The 15,531-nt window shown below is 35.1% G+C and carries 15 protein-coding genes; 6 read left to right on the plus strand and 9 right to left on the minus strand.

All coding sequences use genetic code 11. The features are described from left to right. Nucleotides 1-51 precede the first annotated feature (51 nt). The 3 genes from NLM59_RS08110 to NLM59_RS08120 all read left to right on the plus strand — a co-directional run bounded on the left by NLM59_RS08110 (nt 52) and on the right by NLM59_RS08120 (nt 3,317). Nucleotides 52-1,092, plus strand: a complete 1,041-nt coding sequence (locus NLM59_RS08110) for a PLP-dependent cysteine synthase family protein (RefSeq protein WP_304417268.1) — start codon at nt 52-54, stop codon at nt 1,090-1,092. A 114-nt stretch (nt 1,093-1,206) separates the two neighbouring features. Further along, nucleotides 1,207-2,052: an SDR family oxidoreductase gene (locus NLM59_RS08115; RefSeq protein WP_304417269.1), complete on the plus strand. Its 846-nt coding sequence runs from the start codon at nt 1,207-1,209 to the stop codon at nt 2,050-2,052. 5 nt (nt 2,053-2,057) lie between these two features. Continuing rightward, entirely contained in the window at nt 2,058-3,317 is a 1,260-nt protein-coding gene (locus NLM59_RS08120; protein WP_304417270.1) for an aminotransferase class I/II-fold pyridoxal phosphate-dependent enzyme, read from the plus strand. Between the two features lie 75 nt (nt 3,318-3,392). Here NLM59_RS08120 and NLM59_RS08125 read toward each other — a convergent pair whose 3' ends face one another. The 3 genes from NLM59_RS08125 to NLM59_RS08135 all read right to left on the minus strand — a co-directional run bounded on the left by NLM59_RS08125 (nt 3,393) and on the right by NLM59_RS08135 (nt 7,060). After that, the gene (locus NLM59_RS08125) at nt 3,393-4,583 is read right to left on the minus strand and encodes a hypothetical protein (protein ID WP_304417271.1); all 1,191 of its coding nucleotides are present in this window, start codon (nt 4,581-4,583) and stop codon (nt 3,393-3,395) included. A gap of 87 nt (nt 4,584-4,670) precedes the next feature. After that, nucleotides 4,671-6,812 carry a M3 family metallopeptidase gene (locus NLM59_RS08130; protein ID WP_304417272.1) on the minus strand — a complete coding sequence of 714 codons (2,142 nt, stop codon included), beginning with the start codon at nt 6,810-6,812 and terminating at the stop codon, nt 4,671-4,673. Between the two features lie 98 nt (nt 6,813-6,910). Next, nucleotides 6,911-7,060 carry a hypothetical protein gene (locus tag NLM59_RS08135; RefSeq protein WP_304417273.1) on the minus strand — a complete coding sequence of 50 codons (150 nt, stop codon included), beginning with the start codon at nt 7,058-7,060 and terminating at the stop codon, nt 6,911-6,913. Between the two features lie 299 nt (nt 7,061-7,359). On the opposite strand from NLM59_RS08135, the gene NLM59_RS08140 reads away from it, so the two are divergent. The 3 genes from NLM59_RS08140 (at nt 7,360) to NLM59_RS08150 (ending at nt 9,935) form a co-directional block, all read left to right on the plus strand. Continuing rightward, nucleotides 7,360-8,667 (plus strand): NAD(P)/FAD-dependent oxidoreductase, encoded by a 1,308-nt coding sequence (locus NLM59_RS08140; protein WP_304417274.1) that lies wholly within the window; start codon nt 7,360-7,362, stop codon nt 8,665-8,667. A gap of 13 nt (nt 8,668-8,680) precedes the next feature. After that, nucleotides 8,681-9,322, plus strand: a complete 642-nt coding sequence (locus NLM59_RS08145) for an SOS response-associated peptidase (protein ID WP_304417275.1) — start codon at nt 8,681-8,683, stop codon at nt 9,320-9,322. A 298-nt stretch (nt 9,323-9,620) separates the two neighbouring features. After that, nucleotides 9,621-9,935, plus strand: coding sequence for an RNA recognition motif domain-containing protein (locus NLM59_RS08150; protein ID WP_304417276.1), 315 nt, complete (start codon nt 9,621-9,623; stop codon nt 9,933-9,935). Nucleotides 9,936-9,998: 63 nt separating this feature from the next. On the opposite strand, the gene NLM59_RS08155 is transcribed toward NLM59_RS08150, so the two are convergent. From NLM59_RS08155 to NLM59_RS08180, 6 genes are all read right to left on the minus strand, one after another. Next, on the minus strand, nt 9,999-10,220 hold the full coding sequence (locus NLM59_RS08155) for a hypothetical protein (RefSeq protein ID WP_304417277.1): 222 nt from the start codon (nt 10,218-10,220) through the stop codon (nt 9,999-10,001). Between the two features lie 10 nt (nt 10,221-10,230). Continuing rightward, entirely contained in the window at nt 10,231-10,410 is a 180-nt protein-coding gene (locus NLM59_RS08160; protein WP_304417278.1) for a hypothetical protein, read from the minus strand. Between the two features lie 125 nt (nt 10,411-10,535). Continuing rightward, nucleotides 10,536-13,133 (minus strand): heavy metal translocating P-type ATPase, encoded by a 2,598-nt coding sequence (locus NLM59_RS08165; protein WP_304417279.1) that lies wholly within the window; start codon nt 13,131-13,133, stop codon nt 10,536-10,538. 177 nt (nt 13,134-13,310) lie between these two features. Continuing rightward, nucleotides 13,311-13,523 (minus strand): heavy-metal-associated domain-containing protein, encoded by a 213-nt coding sequence (locus tag NLM59_RS08170; RefSeq protein ID WP_304417280.1) that lies wholly within the window; start codon nt 13,521-13,523, stop codon nt 13,311-13,313. 136 nt (nt 13,524-13,659) lie between these two features. After that, nucleotides 13,660-14,325 carry a MarR family winged helix-turn-helix transcriptional regulator gene (locus tag NLM59_RS08175; RefSeq protein WP_304417281.1) on the minus strand — a complete coding sequence of 222 codons (666 nt, stop codon included), beginning with the start codon at nt 14,323-14,325 and terminating at the stop codon, nt 13,660-13,662. A 70-nt stretch (nt 14,326-14,395) separates the two neighbouring features. Beyond that, on the minus strand, nt 14,396-15,505 hold the full coding sequence (locus NLM59_RS08180) for a serine hydrolase domain-containing protein (protein ID WP_304417282.1): 1,110 nt from the start codon (nt 15,503-15,505) through the stop codon (nt 14,396-14,398). Nucleotides 15,506-15,531: the final 26 nt, after the last annotated feature.

The raw sequence follows: 15,531 nt of genomic DNA on the forward strand, positions 1-15,531 counted from the left end.
AAACTCAATAAATAATTGTAAATTTGGCGATTGTTAAGTAAAGTTAAAATTGTGAATACGGAAAGCTACAATAATATTTTAGAATTAATTGCGAATACGCCTTTAGTAAAACTAAATAAAATAGCTGAGAATATTCCAGGTGATATTTATGCTAAACTTGAAAGTTGGAATCCTGGTCATTCCACTAAAGATAGAATTGCATTACATATTATAGAAGAGGCTGAAAAAGATGGTCTTTTAAAACCTGGAGCAACCATCGTAGAAACAACCTCAGGAAACACAGGTTTTTCAATTGCTATGGTAAGTATTGTCAAAGGTTATAAGTGTATTTTGGCAGTTAGCGATAAAACCAAAGGAGAGAAAATAGCCTATCTTAAGGCTTTAGGGGCAAAAGTTTTTGTTTGTCCAGCGAATGTTCCTGCAGATGATCCTAGATCTTATTACGAGGTCGCAAAAAGGATTCATAAGGAAACACCTAACTCTATATATATCAATCAATATTTCAATCAAAAGAATATTGATGCCCATTATTTAACGACAGGTCCAGAGATTTGGGAACAAACAAAAGGTAAGATTACTCACCTTGTTGGATGCTGTGGTACGGGTGGAACTATTTCTGGTTCTGCTAGATATTTGAAAGAGCAAAACCCTGATATCAAAGTTATTGGTGTTGATGCTTATGGGTCTATCCTTAAGAAATATCATGAAACAGGAGAGTTAGATAAAAACGAAATTTATCCATACAGAATCGAAGGTTTAGGTAAGAACTTAGTACCAAAAGCGACTGATTTTGATATCATCGACGAGTTTGTGAAAGTTACAGACGAGGAGAGTGCTTACACAACCAGAGAGATTGCCTTAAAAGAAGGTATCATGGGTGGATATACAAGTGGAGCTGCTTTCCAAGCAGTAAAACAAATCAAGGAATCACTTCCTGAGGATGCAGTTGTTGTAGTTGTTTTCCCAGATCACGGTTCAAGATATATCACCAAAGTATTCAGCGACGAGTGGATGCAAGAACAAGGATTTGTTCAAAGCAAGCTCAACGGACTCGAGTCTAGAGCAACTGTTCACCGAATAGAAGCAGAATAAAATAAAAAATTAAAAACATCCCGAATTCAATTTGAATTCGGGATGTTTTTGTTTATGCCCTACATCCCAAAATAGCTCAGTTTTTTTCTTATCTTTGTTTTTTAATCGCTTTACATGAAATATGCGTTAGTAACAGGTGTTTCATCTGGTATCGGAAAGGCAACCGCCAAAAAATTTCTACAAGAAGGTTTTTACGTTTTCGGAAGCGTTAGAAAACCACAAGACGGAGAAGCATTACAACAAGAATTTGCAGATAATTTTCATCTATTAGTTTTTGATATTGCCGATCACGAAGCTGTAGATAAAGCTTTTGCAGAAATAGAACAAGTGGTTGGTGATCATGGACTAGATGTGCTTGTCAATAATGCCGGGGTAGCCAAGTATGGCCCGATTCAGCATGTAGCTATAGAAGAGTTAAGACAACAATTCGAGATCAATGTTTTTTCTAATGTTTATATAACTCAAAAAGCTTTACCGCTTTTAGGAGCAAATTATACAACTAAGAAAAAAGGAAAAGTTATCGTGATTAGTTCAACTGGTGGCGTGATGACAAGACCCATGTTAGGACCATATTCAGCATCTAAACATGCTATAGAAGCAATTTATGATGCACTACGTAGAGAAATGATGTTGTATGGATTGGATGTGATTATTATTCAACCAGGTCCAATTAAAACAGATATTTGGGGTAAAGCCAAAACAGGTGTTAATCCGTATGCGAATACTGATTATGAGAAAATTTTTGATAAATTAGATGAAGCAGTTAATCAGATTGAAGAAATCGGATTAGATGTGAAAGAGGTGGCTGATAGAATTTTTAAAGCTTATTCTTCTAGCAAACCTAAATCTCGTTATATCATCACACCCAAAAAATGGATGTTTATTCTCGCCATGTATATAGTGCCTCCAAAGCTTTTAGATAAGATATTTTTTAAAGATTTAAATAAATTAAACAAGTAAATAGAATGAATATAAAAGAAAGAATAAAAAAACAGCCTGGTCCTTTGGGACAATTCGCTGATTATGGTGAAGGTTATTTTGTTTTCCCAGAATTAGAAGGTCCAATCGGTCCTAGAATGAAATTCCAAGGTAAGGATGTTATCTTTTGGAGTGCTAATGACTATTTAGGATTATGTAATCACCCAGAAGTTAAGAAAGCTGATGCTGAGGCAGCTGCTGAGTATGGTATGTTCTACCCAATGGGTGCAAGAGCTATGTCTGGTGAGACTGATAAACACAAAGAGCTTGAAAAAAACTTAGCTGAATTTGTTGGTAAAGAAAACGCTTACTTATTAAACTTCGGTTACCAAGGTATGGTTTCTATTATCGATGCTTTGGCAGGTAAAGATGATGTTATTGTATATGACATCGATAGCCACGCTTGTATTGTGGATGGTGTAAGATTACACATGGGTAAACGTTTTACGTTCCAACACAATGATATCGAGAGTTTCGCTAAAATGATGAAACGTGCTGATCGAATCGCTAAAGAAAACGGAGGAGGTATTTTAGTTATTACCGAAGGTGTTTTCGGAATGCGTGGACAACAAGGTAAATTAAAAGAAATTGCTGCATTCAAAGAGCAGTATGACTTTACTTTATTAGTAGACGATGCACACGGTTTTGGTACTTTAGGTGAAACAGGTGCTGGTGCAGGTGAGGCACAAGGAGTTCAAGATAAAATCGATGTTTATTTCTCTACTTTTGCTAAATCAATGGCTGGTTTCGGTGCTTTCGTAGCAGCTGATAATGAGTATATTCGTTTCTTGAAATACAACATGCGTTCTCAGATCTTCGCTAAATCTCTAACGATGCCAATGGTAATCGGAGGTTTAAAGCGTCTTGAATTATTGAGAACTCGTCCAGAGATTAAAGCTAAACTTTGGGAAAATGTAAATAAACTTCAAACTGGACTTAAAGAAAGAGGATTTAACTTAGGTGATACCAACACTTGTGTTACTCCAGTATTCTTGCCAGGTGAGGTTTTAGAGGGAACTATTATGGTTAAAGATCTTCGTGAAAACTACGGAATCTTTACATCGATTGTGGTTTATCCTGTAATTCCAAAAGGAATGATTTTATTACGTTTAATTCCTACTGCAGCACACACAGATGCTGAAATTGAGGAGACTTTAGATGCATTCGATGCAATTCACGATAAATTAGTGAACGGTGTTTATAAGAAGCAAGCTGAAGCTTTAAACATGGATTATACACCATTATAATTTAAGTTTTTATAAAATTAAAAATGTCACTCCGAATTTTCAGAGTGACATTTTTTTATGCTTTAATTTTAATTCTTATCGAATGATTTTAGCATCAGCTTTTAACTCATAGCCATTGAATTCTGTTCCGTCTAAATAAACGATTTCTCCTCCTTCTTCAAATATAATTCTAGCGCCTGGATTCAATGTAATTTTAGCATTCGTAGGCATGATGATTTTATTCGCAATGCGTAAGCTTAATCCATTTTGCAAAACAAAGTCATTATAATATCTTCTTAATTGAATCCAAGTTTGATCTTTATTCAACACTTGGGTTGTACCATAGTGTGAGTCTTCGGTTACAAACTGCATCATGTTCGTTTTAGAGAGATTTGAATGCATTTTCTGAATCTCGGTCGGCTGTAGATAGTTTCTTGGATCTGAATGCTTTTGGGACATAATAGTCCATTTGCATTTGTTAGCTCCGTGGTATTTATTAGCATGGCCAAGTCCAAAATTATGTCCTAACTCATGTGTTAATCCTTTAGGATCACCAATCAAATACCAATCTTTAATTTCCTTATCCCATGATTTCCCAAATTCTTGTGGAGCTCTATTTTTCATATAAAAATATTTAGGATAAACGCCTGGATAATGAATCTGAGAAGATCTTTTTAAATTAGACGGCGTAGGAAACTGTCCAGCAGCAATACCATGATTCTTTATTTGGTTAGCACCATTGGTTCTCATGTATTCATCATAAGTGTCTCCATCATTCGTGAAATATACATGAATACTAGGTTGGTCTTTTTCTGTTATGGTCAATGAATCATCCACCGACTTCATATACCATCGCTCGTTGGGAGAGAAACCTTTTAAAATATTTTTCTCATAAATAGAACCCGTGTTTCGATGGTTCCAAGCATAAGTGTTTTTAACTTCTATAATTTTATCCTCGAATACTAGCATAGCTTTAGGCCAAAAGTCTAATCCATCATAACAACCTTCTAAATCGCTTGGCTTTTTTAAATCTTGAAAATTATTTAAAGCATTTTGCCAATAGGTTTGGAATATTCCGAACTCATTAGGGCGGCTTTTAGAATAATTCCCCGAGCCATCTTCGCGTTGAAGTAATACGGCTGTAACACGAACTTTTAAAGGATTTTCATTTCCGGTTAACTGATATTCTTGATTCTCAAAAGAATTCATATTCTGACTCAATAGAGGAGAAGTCTGTAGGCTGCAAGAAGTTATCAGAAATGCTGAAAGTAATAATAATAGTCTCATAGTTGTATAAAGATACCTATAAAAACAAAAACCTTTCCGAAATTCATCGAAAAGGTTTTGTTTAAAATTGTTTTAGGGTTCAGAAAATTAATTCAAACCACGCGCCTTAATCATGGCATCTGGTTTTGGATCACTTCCTCTAAACGCTTTATACATTTCTTTGTACTCCTGCGTATTTCCTTGAGATAAAATCATATCTCTATATCTCTGACCTAATTCACGCTTTAAACCTCCATTTTCATCAAACCAATTCCCTGTATCTAAAGCTAACATTTCAGTCCATAAATATGAATAATATCCAGCACCATATCCACCTCCAAATATGTGTGAAAAATAAGATGAACGATATCTTGGTGGAACATTTTCATCCCATAATTTGTCTTCCATCAATACTTTCTTTTCGAATTTATTAGGGTCAACAACTTGGTTTGCTTCAGCTAAACTCATAGAATGCCAATTGAAATCTAAATCCGCTGCACTCATTACTTCTGTCATGCTGAATCCTTGGTTGAAGGTAGCTGCATTTTTAATTTTTGTAATCAACTCTTGTGGAATTACTTCGCCTGTTTTATAATGTTTAGCATAGTTTTTCAAAACTTCTGGATGCAGTGCCCAATGCTCATTTGCCTGAGAAGGGAATTCAACAAAGTCTCTTGCTACCGAAGTACCAGAAAGTGTTGGATACATTTGATCTGCAAATAAACCATGCAATGCATGTCCAAACTCATGGAACATGGTAATAACATTATCAAATGTTAATAAAGCTGGCTCTCCTGCCGCTGGTTTTTGGTAGTTACATACATTGTAAATAACTGGCTTGGTATCGTATAATTTAGATTGTCCTACAAAGTTGCTCATCCAAGCTCCACCACGTTTGCTTTCTCTTGCAAAGAAATCTCCGTAGAATAAAGCTAATGGAGTTCCGTCTTCTTCAAAAACTTCATAAACTACCACATCTGGATGATACGTAGGAATATCTGTTCTTTTCTTAAAAGTAATACCATATAATTTAGTTGCCGAATAGAAAACACCGTCTTCTAAAACTTTATCTAATAAGAAATATGGTTTAAGTTGACTTTCGTCTAAGTCATATTTAGCTTTTCTAACTTTTTCTGCGTAGTAGCTCCAATCCCAAGGTTTAAGTTCACCTTCGATTCCGTCTTGCTTCATCATAGCTTGAATATCCGCAGCCTCTTCAGCACCTTTCTTTCTTACGGCTGGAATCATTCCTGCGAAGAAATCATTTACTGCATCTGTATTTTGTGCCATGGTATTCACCAAGCTCCACTCTGCGAAATTTTTGAAACCTAATAATTCAGCTTTCTCTGCTCTTAATTGTGCAATCTTAACAATCGTTGCATTGGTATCGAAATATCCTCCATTAGCACGATTCCAAGAAGCACTGAATATTTTTTCTCTTAATTTTCTATTCTTCAACGAAGCCATTAATGGTTGTTGGGTCGTATTTTGAATTTTAATCGTCCAACCACTACCGTCTGCATTTTCTAGCGCTTTCATTTCAGACTCCGAAAGGCCTTCTAACATAGCTTTGTCCTTAACTTCAATTATAGCATCGTTATTAGCTTTTAGAAGAGTTTGGTTAAACTGAGTTTGTAAAGTTGCAATCTCAGAGTTGATGTTTTTAAGTTCTGCCTTCTGAGCGTCTGTTAAATTTGCACCTGCCTGAATAAAAGACTTATAATACTCCTCGGTTAATTTTTTGCTTTCATGGTCTAAGTTCAGTTGATCTAATTGATCATGAATAGCTTTCACTCTGTTGAATAAAGCTGTATTCAAATAGATTTCATCTGAATGTTGAGCCATTAAAGGAGAAAGAATTTCTTGAGTTTTCTTTATCTCATCATTGGTGTGCGCGCTTGTCATAGCATAGAAAACGCTACCAACCTGATCTCGTTCTTTTCCTGACTTCTCTAGAGCTAAAATGGTATTGTCAAACGTAGGTGCTTCTTTGCTAGATGCAATTTTGTTAACTCTTTCCATTTGTAGGCGCATAGCTTCTTTCATAGCTGGAAGATAATGCTCATCTTTAATTTGAGTAAAATCTGGTGCACCATAAGGCAACGTACTTGCTTTTAGCAAAGGATTGCTGGTTTCGACATTTGTTTCTGTTGCTTCTGTCATTTCTTGTTGCTGATTTTCTGCTACTTGCGTAGGGTTACAAGCCATAAGTGCGGCCAATAAACCTAAGCTTAAAACACGATTTTTCATATGATTTTAAATAAAAATTGAAAATACGAAATATTTAAAACAAAAACCGGAACTGTATCAACAATTCCGGTTATAAAATTTAGAGGTTAAACTTCTGATTAAAGAATTAACGCCATGGTTTGACCTACGGCTAAACCAACAATGATAAAAAACAAAAAGCTAAATATCAGGCCTAGCATCATAAAAGCTTCATGCTCAGTCTCACCCTGCGATAAACTATTCAAAACATTTTGAATTTTTGTTATCATAAACTAACTAACTATTTAAAACTAATAAACTAACTATGTGATAAATATATGTAAATATTTTTAGGATTTCGATTGTTTTTATCACCATAAAGCGTTAAAGTGATGCTTATTAACAGAATGTTGAAAACTATTGGGTTTTTTTGCTATAATTAACAATCTCATATAATTGCTAATTTTTTTGCTAGAAAAGTGGCTTAAAAGAATGGAAATAAGTTATTTATAGCTTTAATACCTAATTATTGACCTCAAATTATATAAGCCAAATGATTTAGCTTATTTTTGTTTAAGATTTCAAAGAAATGAATATACCAGATAGTAGTTTAACACGAATTGTAATCATCGGAGCTGGTTTTGGTGGTTTAAAATTGGCGCGTTATCTCAATAAAAAGGATAATCAAGTGGTGTTAATTGATAAAAACAATTACCACACTTTTCAGCCTTTGCTATACCAAGTTGCTACGGCCGGTTTAGAACCTGATTCCATTGCACATGCGATTCGAACATTATTCAAAAATGAGAAAAACTTCCACTTTCGAATTGCTGATGTTGAAACTATAGATACGGCTAAAAATACCATTCATACTAATATCGGCGATCTTAGCTTTGATAAATTAATTGTTGCTACGGGTTCAACGACCAATTTCTATGGTAATGAGGAAATTGAGCGCAATGCTATGTCAATGAAAACGATTCCAGAAGCTTTGGATTTACGTTCATTGATTTTGCAGAATTTAGAAAAGGCCTTACTAACCGATGATTTAAAGGAGAGGAAGGAGTTGATGAACTTTGTGATTGTAGGTGGTGGACCTACTGGTGTAGAGTTAGCCGGTGCTTTAGGGGAGTTGAAAAATCATGTTTTGCATAATGATTATCCAGATTTAGATATCAGAATCATGAATGTTCACTTAGTGCAATCTGGCGATCGATTATTACCTGGCTTTTCTGATAAAGCTTCTGCAAAAGCTGAGAAATATCTGCGCGATATGGATGTTCACCTTTGGTTGAATACAAGAGTTCTCAACTACGATGGTCAGTTTGTGGATACCAATGTCAAAGATTTATATGCCAATACCCTGATTTGGGCAGCGGGTGTAAAAGGAGATTTAATTTACGGTTTTCCCAAGGATGCGATAGTAGACAATAGATTAAAAGTAAATCAATTTAATCAAGTTGAGGGCTTTGAACATATTTTTGCGATTGGCGATGTGGCTTGTATGGTTTCAGAGGAATATCCTCATGGTCACCCTATGGTGGCACAGCCAGCGATTCAACAAGGTTTGCGACTAGCAAAAAACTTAAACAATCTTTCGCGTTCAAAACCCATGAAAGAATTTAAGTATTCAGACAAAGGAGCTATGGCAACAATTGGTAGAAATAAAGCTGTAGCAGATTTAGGGAAATATAGCTTTAGCGGATGGTTTGCTTGGATGATTTGGATTTTTGTTCACTTGGTTTCTTTGGTAGGATTCAGAAATAAAATGGTAGCACTCGTGAATTGGGTGACGCAATATTTCTCCTACAACAAAAGTGTTAGACTTATTATTCGTCCATATCATGGTAAGGCAAAAGAGCAGCCTGTGATGAAGGACGTAGAACCAGAAAGTTAAAATTTAATCTTACATGTGTTATCACACGAAACAGACCAAGAAAGCAACCGAAGTGCAAAAGCGCTTTAATGCAAGTATTGAAAATATAGAACTGTTTCATCCTACTTCGCATTTTAATGCCTTTGATTTTCCGAAAATGCCCATTATTTGTAATGATGAACCAGAACTTATTAAACATTGGAATTGGGGATTGATTCCGGCATGGAGTGAAGATGATGATATTAAGAAGTTTACGCTGAATGCAAGAATTGAAAGCATCCACGATAAAAAATCATTTAAGGATTATACTTCCCAAAGATGTTTGATTATTGCCAATGGTTTCTATGAATGGAAATGGCATGACACCAAGGGAAAAAACAAGGAGAAATTTGAAATTGGAGTAGGGAAGGATGAATTATTTGCTTTTGCTGGTTTGTTCTCTGAATGGCAAAGCCCAGTAGATGGAAGCTCTCTATCTACTTTTACGATGCTCACCACCGAGGCGAATGAATTGATGAGTGATATTCATAATATTAAAAAACGAATGCCCATCATATTAAAACCTGAAGATGAACACTTGTTTTTGGAGGGTAAAGATTTGGAATATTTCTCTTTTCCCAACTATGATATTGATTTGGTGGCTGAAAGTCAAGAATCTCAACTAAGGTTATTTTAGAAAATAAAACAGTTTATCAACTTAAAAGTTTAAGAATTGGCAATAAATCTGTAGAATAGTTTCCTTCACATAAAGTTTAACACAAACATAGATTTATTCTCTAAACGTCTGAACCTCCTATGGATTAAGGCTTTTTAAAAATTTATATTTAAAAATTATAAAACTTTAAAAATAATTTAGTCGAATTTAAAAATAAATTATTCTAATTCAATAAGTTGTTATAGATTCGCATAAGGAATGAAATAGTAGTCAGAACAGAATTTGCTATGTTTCATTTCATATTATTTTAAATTTTTATATGAATATTTTTGTAACAAAACTCAACAGAGAAACAGACGATTACGGCTTAAAAGAAGCTTTTGAAAACTATGGTGAAGTAACTTCATCTAAGGTCATTATGGATAGAGAATCCGGACGTTCAAAATGTTTTGGTTTCGTTGAAATGGCAAATGACGAGGAAGCTAAAGAAGCAATCGCTCAATTAGACGGTACTGAACTAGATGGTTTTACTATTGTTGTAAAACAAGCAGAACCAAGAGAAAGAAGAGATAACAATCGCGGCGGAGGCGGCGGTTTTAGAAGAAATGATAATAACGATCGTAGAAGATATTAAGAATTAATCTCTTATTGAAATTGAAAGACCAGCCTGTGAGCTGGTCTTTTTATTTTTATATAACTATGAAGAAGGATTATCATTTTTGTTAATTCCTCTGAGTGGTAAAATTCCTGTCACAACCGTCATCAAAGTGCAAAAAGTTCCACTCATTAAAGAAAATATAATTGTGCAATCTCCATGTGTTTCTCCGTCTCCCGTAATCAAATAAAGTATTCCATAAAACAGTCCTGACTGCAAGGCAACATTCAATAAAGTGATGAGGATGTTTTTAAATAATTGCATATAAATAAATTTAATTCAATAAATATGTTGTACCCGAGGCCATAGCTGTCCCTAATCCAAATGAAATTGCGTAAGTAATAGGCGCACCAGGCCCACTAATTCCCGCAATCAAGGCAGATCTAATTAGATTTCCGGCAACAGAACCTACATCAGATGCTTTAGGAATTTTTCCTTTGTAATTGTTATCCATGAATAATATTTTTATACTATGAATAATATATTTGTACTATATAAATCATGAAAGTGCATACCATAAAAACATATTAAGAATTTATTAGTTGAAGAAAGAGAGGTTTAAAAATGTAAAATATATTTTTAATCTAAGGAAAGTCCTCGCAACCTCAATGCATTCGCAATCACACTCACCGAACTAAAGCTCATGATCAAGGCAGCAATCATTGGAGATAACAATAATCCAAAGAATGGATATAAAATTCCGGCTGCAACAGGAACGCCCAAGGTGTTATAAATTAAAGCAAAGAATAAGTTTTGTTTAATATTCTTCATCACTGAATGACTTAACTTTTTAGCTTTTACGATTCCCTTTAAATCTCCTTTCACTAAAGTGATTTCCGAAGAATTAATGGCAACGTCTGTTCCGGTACCCATAGCAATTCCAACATTGGATTGAGCCAAAGCTGGAGCATCGTTAATCCCATCGCCGGCCATTGCAACGATTTTACCTTGTGCTTGTAATTTTTCAACTTCACTCAATTTATCTTGAGGTAGCATACTCGCTTTAAATTTACTAAGACCTGTTTGAGAAGCCACTGCCTGTGCTGTTTTCTCATTATCGCCTGTCATCATGATAACTTCAATCCCTTTATCTTGAAGTGATTTTATGGCCTCAACACTGGTCTTTTTAATCTTATCAGCAATCACCATAATTCCGGCTATTTGCTGATCTAAGGCAACATAAGACACGGTCTTTCCTTCTGACTGGTAATGCGTTGCCTGCTTTCTTAAATCAGTTGGAATTACCACTGAATGATCTTTTAATAAGGCCTCATTACCCAAAATCACGTTCACTTGGTTTACTTTACCAATTACACCTTTTCCAGTGATGGCATCGAAATTTGTGGCTGGTTTTAATTCAATTTTCTTTTCCTTGGCATATTTAACCGTGGCTGAAGCTAATGGATGTTCACTCTGTTGATTCAATGAGGCAATCATGCTCGTTAAATAATCATGCTCCATTTCGGGATCGAAATTAATAATTCGCTCTACCGATGGTTTACCCTCAGTAATGGTTCCCGTTTTGTCGATGATGAGCGTATCTACTTTATCTAAAATTTCAATAGCTTCTGCATTTCTCACCAATACGCCATTTTGTGCTCCTTTTCCAATTCCTACCATAACACTCATAGGCGTGGCCAAACCAAGCGCACAAGGGCAGGCAATAATAAGAACAGCAATGGCATTAATAAACGCATACTCTATTCCAGGACCAAAAATAGCCCAAACTATAAAAGTAATTACCGATACTGCAACCACAATGGGTACAAAATAAGCAGAAATCTTATCCGCCAAATTTTGAATCGGAGCTCTACTTCTTGTCGCTCCATTCACCATTTCAATAATTTGAGATAGCAAAGTATCTGTACCCACTTTTTCGGCTTTCATCAAGAAGCTCTGATTACCATTGATGGTTCCCGAAGAGACTTGATCTTCAACTTGCTTGTCCACAGGAATAGGTTCTCCGGTAATCATAGATTCGTCTACAGAACTGCTTCCTTCTATTATTACACCATCTACCGGAACTTTCTCACCTGGTTTTACGCGCAGTGTATCACCTACCTCAATTTCATTGATAGATACTACTACCTCTTGACCGTCCACCACCTTAGTAGCTTCATTCGGGGCTAATTTTAATAAATCTTGAATTGCTGATTGTGTCTTTCCATGCGCTCTGGCTTCTAGCACTTGCCCAAGCAGCACCAAGGTCAGAATCACCGTAGCAGCTTCAAAATAAACGTGAACACTGCCATGGGTTTTGAACTCATCTGGCATCAAATCTGGAAAAATAATCGCGATCGTACTAAATATCCAAGCCATTCCAGCACCAATACCAATCAAGGTAAACATGTTTAGATTCCAAGTTTTGATACTGTTGTAGGCCCTTTCAAAAAACATCCAACAGAAATAGAACACAACAGGTATGGACAATGCAAATTGAACCCAATTCCAATATTTTTGATCTAGTATATCAAACAATGGATTGTTAGGAATCATTTCACTCATGGCGATAATGAAAATCGGCAAGGTGAATGCTATCGACCACCAAAGTTTATTTAATAACTTCTTGTAGGTACTGTCATCACCGCTAGAATCGGCGCTTTGCACAGGAACTAAATCCATTCCACAAACTGGACAGCCCACATTTTCTGGATAGGTTTTGTCGCCCTCACACATCATTGGGCAGTACCATTCTTGCACTTTGCTTTCATCTATTACAGGCTCGCCAGATTCAGCTTTTTCTAAATCTTCTTTGGATTTATGCAAAGTATAATGTGTGCTCGATAAGGCTTTTTTAAGTCTGAAAAATGGAATGTACTTGTTAGTTCTAATAACAGCAGTCTGTTGATTCAGATCAACTGTTACTTTATCTACACCATCCACAGATTTTAAACTATCTGTCACAGTTTCTCCACATCCAGCGCAAGTCATCCCCTGAATGTAGTAGGTATAGGTTTGTGCTTCTTCTAAAGTCTTGAATACGTCGTAATCGGTAGACGCAAGTTGCTTTTCCACTTGTTCAAATGGAATTTCTTGCTCCGAATTTAAAACAGCAGTCTGCGTATCTAAATCAACCTCAACATGGTCAACTCCCTTCAGTTTAGATAGCTCCTCCTGAACGCTTTTCACACAACCATCGCAGGTCATTCCCTGTATATAATAAGTATTTTGTGACATATGTATAATCTATCAATATCTGTACTAAAGATAATCAAATCCTATTGAATAAAAGGATAAGAGCATACTTTAATGTTATAGTCTTCGAGTTTGACTTAAGTTAAATCTAATAAAAAATCGCCTATGTCAATTTAGTTCACACAGGCGATTCTCGTAATATAATTGTTAAGCTAAAAACTAGCCTTCACTTACTTCGTAGTTTCCACCTTTGGCGTCAATAGCATCTTGTAATTGTTGCATCGTAATATCGTTGTTTGCTTCAATATCAGCTGTTGCATCTTTCAAACTTACTTTTACTGTTTGAACGCCTTCTATTTCTGAAAAGGTATCTTGTACTTTTTGTACACAGCCTTCACACGTCATTCCATCTATTTTAAATGATTTTTTCATAATATATTTCTTTTTAGTTCTATCTTAAGGCTGCAAGACTTATGCCACTGCCAATCCTTATCTAAATAATGTAATTTAAAAAATGACTAACAAAATTAGGTAATTTTAAGCTATATAAAATGTGGACGTCTTAAAATTAATCTTTATGATTAGACCCCGAAATAAAGTTTTCAATCATAGAGATATCGTCTTCTCTATATTTTAAATAAATATTGTGTTGTAGGACATTCATCTTTTTAACAATCTTGAAAAGCATTTCTTTTTCTTCTATGCTCAATCTTGCAGTGATGATATTAGAAATAAGATTAACTTCCTGTGTCGTTTCTTTAAACAATTCTTTCCCTTTTTCGGTCACCATGATGCGTTTGCTTCTTCCATCATTTGGATCAGGGAACTCTGTTACTAAGCCGTATTTAATTAAACGTTTAATAACCTCTAAGCCGCTTTGCTTTTCATGGGCATTCTTCTCAATCAGTTGAATTTTAGTCAAAGACTCATAATCCAATAAACGATATAAATAAGTAAAGTCTTCATTCACCAATTCTGGATATTTCTCCATTCCTTTTTTGATGATGATTTTATTATAACGATTCAAGAGCATCAACTGCTTAACGATTTCATAGTTAAGACCTAAAGGTGAATCAACTTCAACTTTCTCCATTAAATTCAAAGGAGATTCCTGCTGATAAAAGCGCTCATTCAACCATCTTCTAAAGGAGTCTAAAGAAATTTGGGAGTCACTTTTATGCTTCTCAAACTCCTCTAGCTCAGAGATAACAGCATGTAAGGTTTCGTATTTCATACAGGTTTAATTAGTTAAATATAAGCCTTTATATTGATAGGCTTCAAATCTTTGAACAACAAAAATTAACCTACCAAGCTTCGCCAATTTTAGATAAAATAGTTTCCCAATCTTGATCGTCTTTGTCTTTTCCTAATCTTACAATGATGAGGTCTTTTGTAGGGTGCACATAAATATATTGACCTAAAATCCCTTTGGCCATATAGTCACCATTTTCCGTGGGTAACCACCATTGATATTGATAGTTTTTGGAACTTCCTTGTGTAGAATCTATTTTGGTGGATTGTTCTACCCAAGATTTGGATACGATTTGTTTTCCATTCCAGTTTCCTTGGTGGAGAAAGAGTCTTCCGATTTTAGCATAATCTCTTGCGCTAGCATTTACACAGCAAAAGGTTTTTTCTAAACCATCTTTTCTACGGTCTATACTCCAGCTAGCATCAAATTCCATCTCTAATGGTTGCCATAGTTTTTCTTCTAAATAAGATGAAACTGTTCTTCCTTTTAGAGCTCTTTCTAACACCAAGCCTAGAAGTTGAGTGTTGCCACTCACGTACTCCATTTCGAGACCGGGTTCTCTTTTTAATTTTAGCTTAGCAATGGATTTTCTCAAGTTAGTACCGTAATAAAAAGTCGCCACCTCGCCAAAAGGATTAAAATAACCTTCATTAAAATCTAATCCAGAAGTCATTTGAAGTAAATGCTCAATCTTAACTTTTTCAAATCCATTTTTCTTTAATTCGGGAATGTAATTCGTAATGGGTTCATCAACCGATTGAATTAAACCTTCGTCTATAGCGATTCCAATTAAAATTGATGTAATCGACTTGGCCATGGAAAAACTCGGCACAATCGATTCATCATTATATTTATTAAAATATCGTTCAAAGACAATGCTGTCATTTTCTATCATCACAAAAGCTACGCTTTTATGCTCTCTCAAAAAGCTTTCAAAATCATAGGATTTGTTGTCAATCTTAATGCTTTTTGGCTTTCTTTCTAGATCGGCATAAGGAAACATAAAACTAGTTTCTCCTTTGGCTATAACGCGTGCAGGAAATATTTTGTGATCATTTATGTCAGCAAAATTGTGATAGACAAAGCGTGATAGTTTACAAGAACTCAAACATGAAACTAAAATGATGAAGACGATAAAGTAGGAGAGGGAACGTAACTGCATAAAAAAAGCGTTTTCAAGATTAAGTT

This window comes from Profundicola chukchiensis (genome assembly GCF_029664245.1).
In the GTDB taxonomy this organism is placed as follows: domain Bacteria; phylum Bacteroidota; class Bacteroidia; order Flavobacteriales; family Weeksellaceae; genus Profundicola; species Profundicola chukchiensis.

Bases quoted from the DNA above. Each gene is read 5' to 3' on its own strand.
- NLM59_RS08120 (WP_304417270.1), top strand. From the start codon at position 2,058: ATGAATATAAAAGAAAGAATAAAAAAACAGCCTGGTCCTTTGGGACAA.
- NLM59_RS08125 (WP_304417271.1), bottom strand. From the start codon at position 4,583: ATGAGACTATTATTATTACTTTCAGCATTTCTGATAACTTCTTGCAGC.
- NLM59_RS08145 (WP_304417275.1), top strand. From the start codon at position 8,681: ATGTGTTATCACACGAAACAGACCAAGAAAGCAACCGAAGTGCAAAAG.
- NLM59_RS08155 (WP_304417277.1), bottom strand. From the start codon at position 10,220: ATGCAATTATTTAAAAACATCCTCATCACTTTATTGAATGTTGCCTTG.
- NLM59_RS08170 (WP_304417280.1), bottom strand. From the start codon at position 13,523: ATGAAAAAATCATTTAAAATAGATGGAATGACGTGTGAAGGCTGTGTA.
- NLM59_RS08140 (WP_304417274.1), top strand. From the start codon at position 7,360: ATGAATATACCAGATAGTAGTTTAACACGAATTGTAATCATCGGAGCT.
- NLM59_RS08150 (WP_304417276.1), top strand. From the start codon at position 9,621: ATGAATATTTTTGTAACAAAACTCAACAGAGAAACAGACGATTACGGC.
- NLM59_RS08130 (WP_304417272.1), bottom strand. From the start codon at position 6,812: ATGAAAAATCGTGTTTTAAGCTTAGGTTTATTGGCCGCACTTATGGCT.
- NLM59_RS08175 (WP_304417281.1), bottom strand. From the start codon at position 14,325: ATGAAATACGAAACCTTACATGCTGTTATCTCTGAGCTAGAGGAGTTT.
- NLM59_RS08160 (WP_304417278.1), bottom strand. From the start codon at position 10,410: ATGGATAACAATTACAAAGGAAAAATTCCTAAAGCATCTGATGTAGGT.
- NLM59_RS08180 (WP_304417282.1), bottom strand. From the start codon at position 15,505: ATGCAGTTACGTTCCCTCTCCTACTTTATCGTCTTCATCATTTTAGTT.
- NLM59_RS08165 (WP_304417279.1), bottom strand. From the start codon at position 13,133: ATGTCACAAAATACTTATTATATACAGGGAATGACCTGCGATGGTTGT.
- NLM59_RS08115 (WP_304417269.1), top strand. From the start codon at position 1,207: ATGAAATATGCGTTAGTAACAGGTGTTTCATCTGGTATCGGAAAGGCA.
- NLM59_RS08135 (WP_304417273.1), bottom strand. From the start codon at position 7,060: ATGATAACAAAAATTCAAAATGTTTTGAATAGTTTATCGCAGGGTGAG.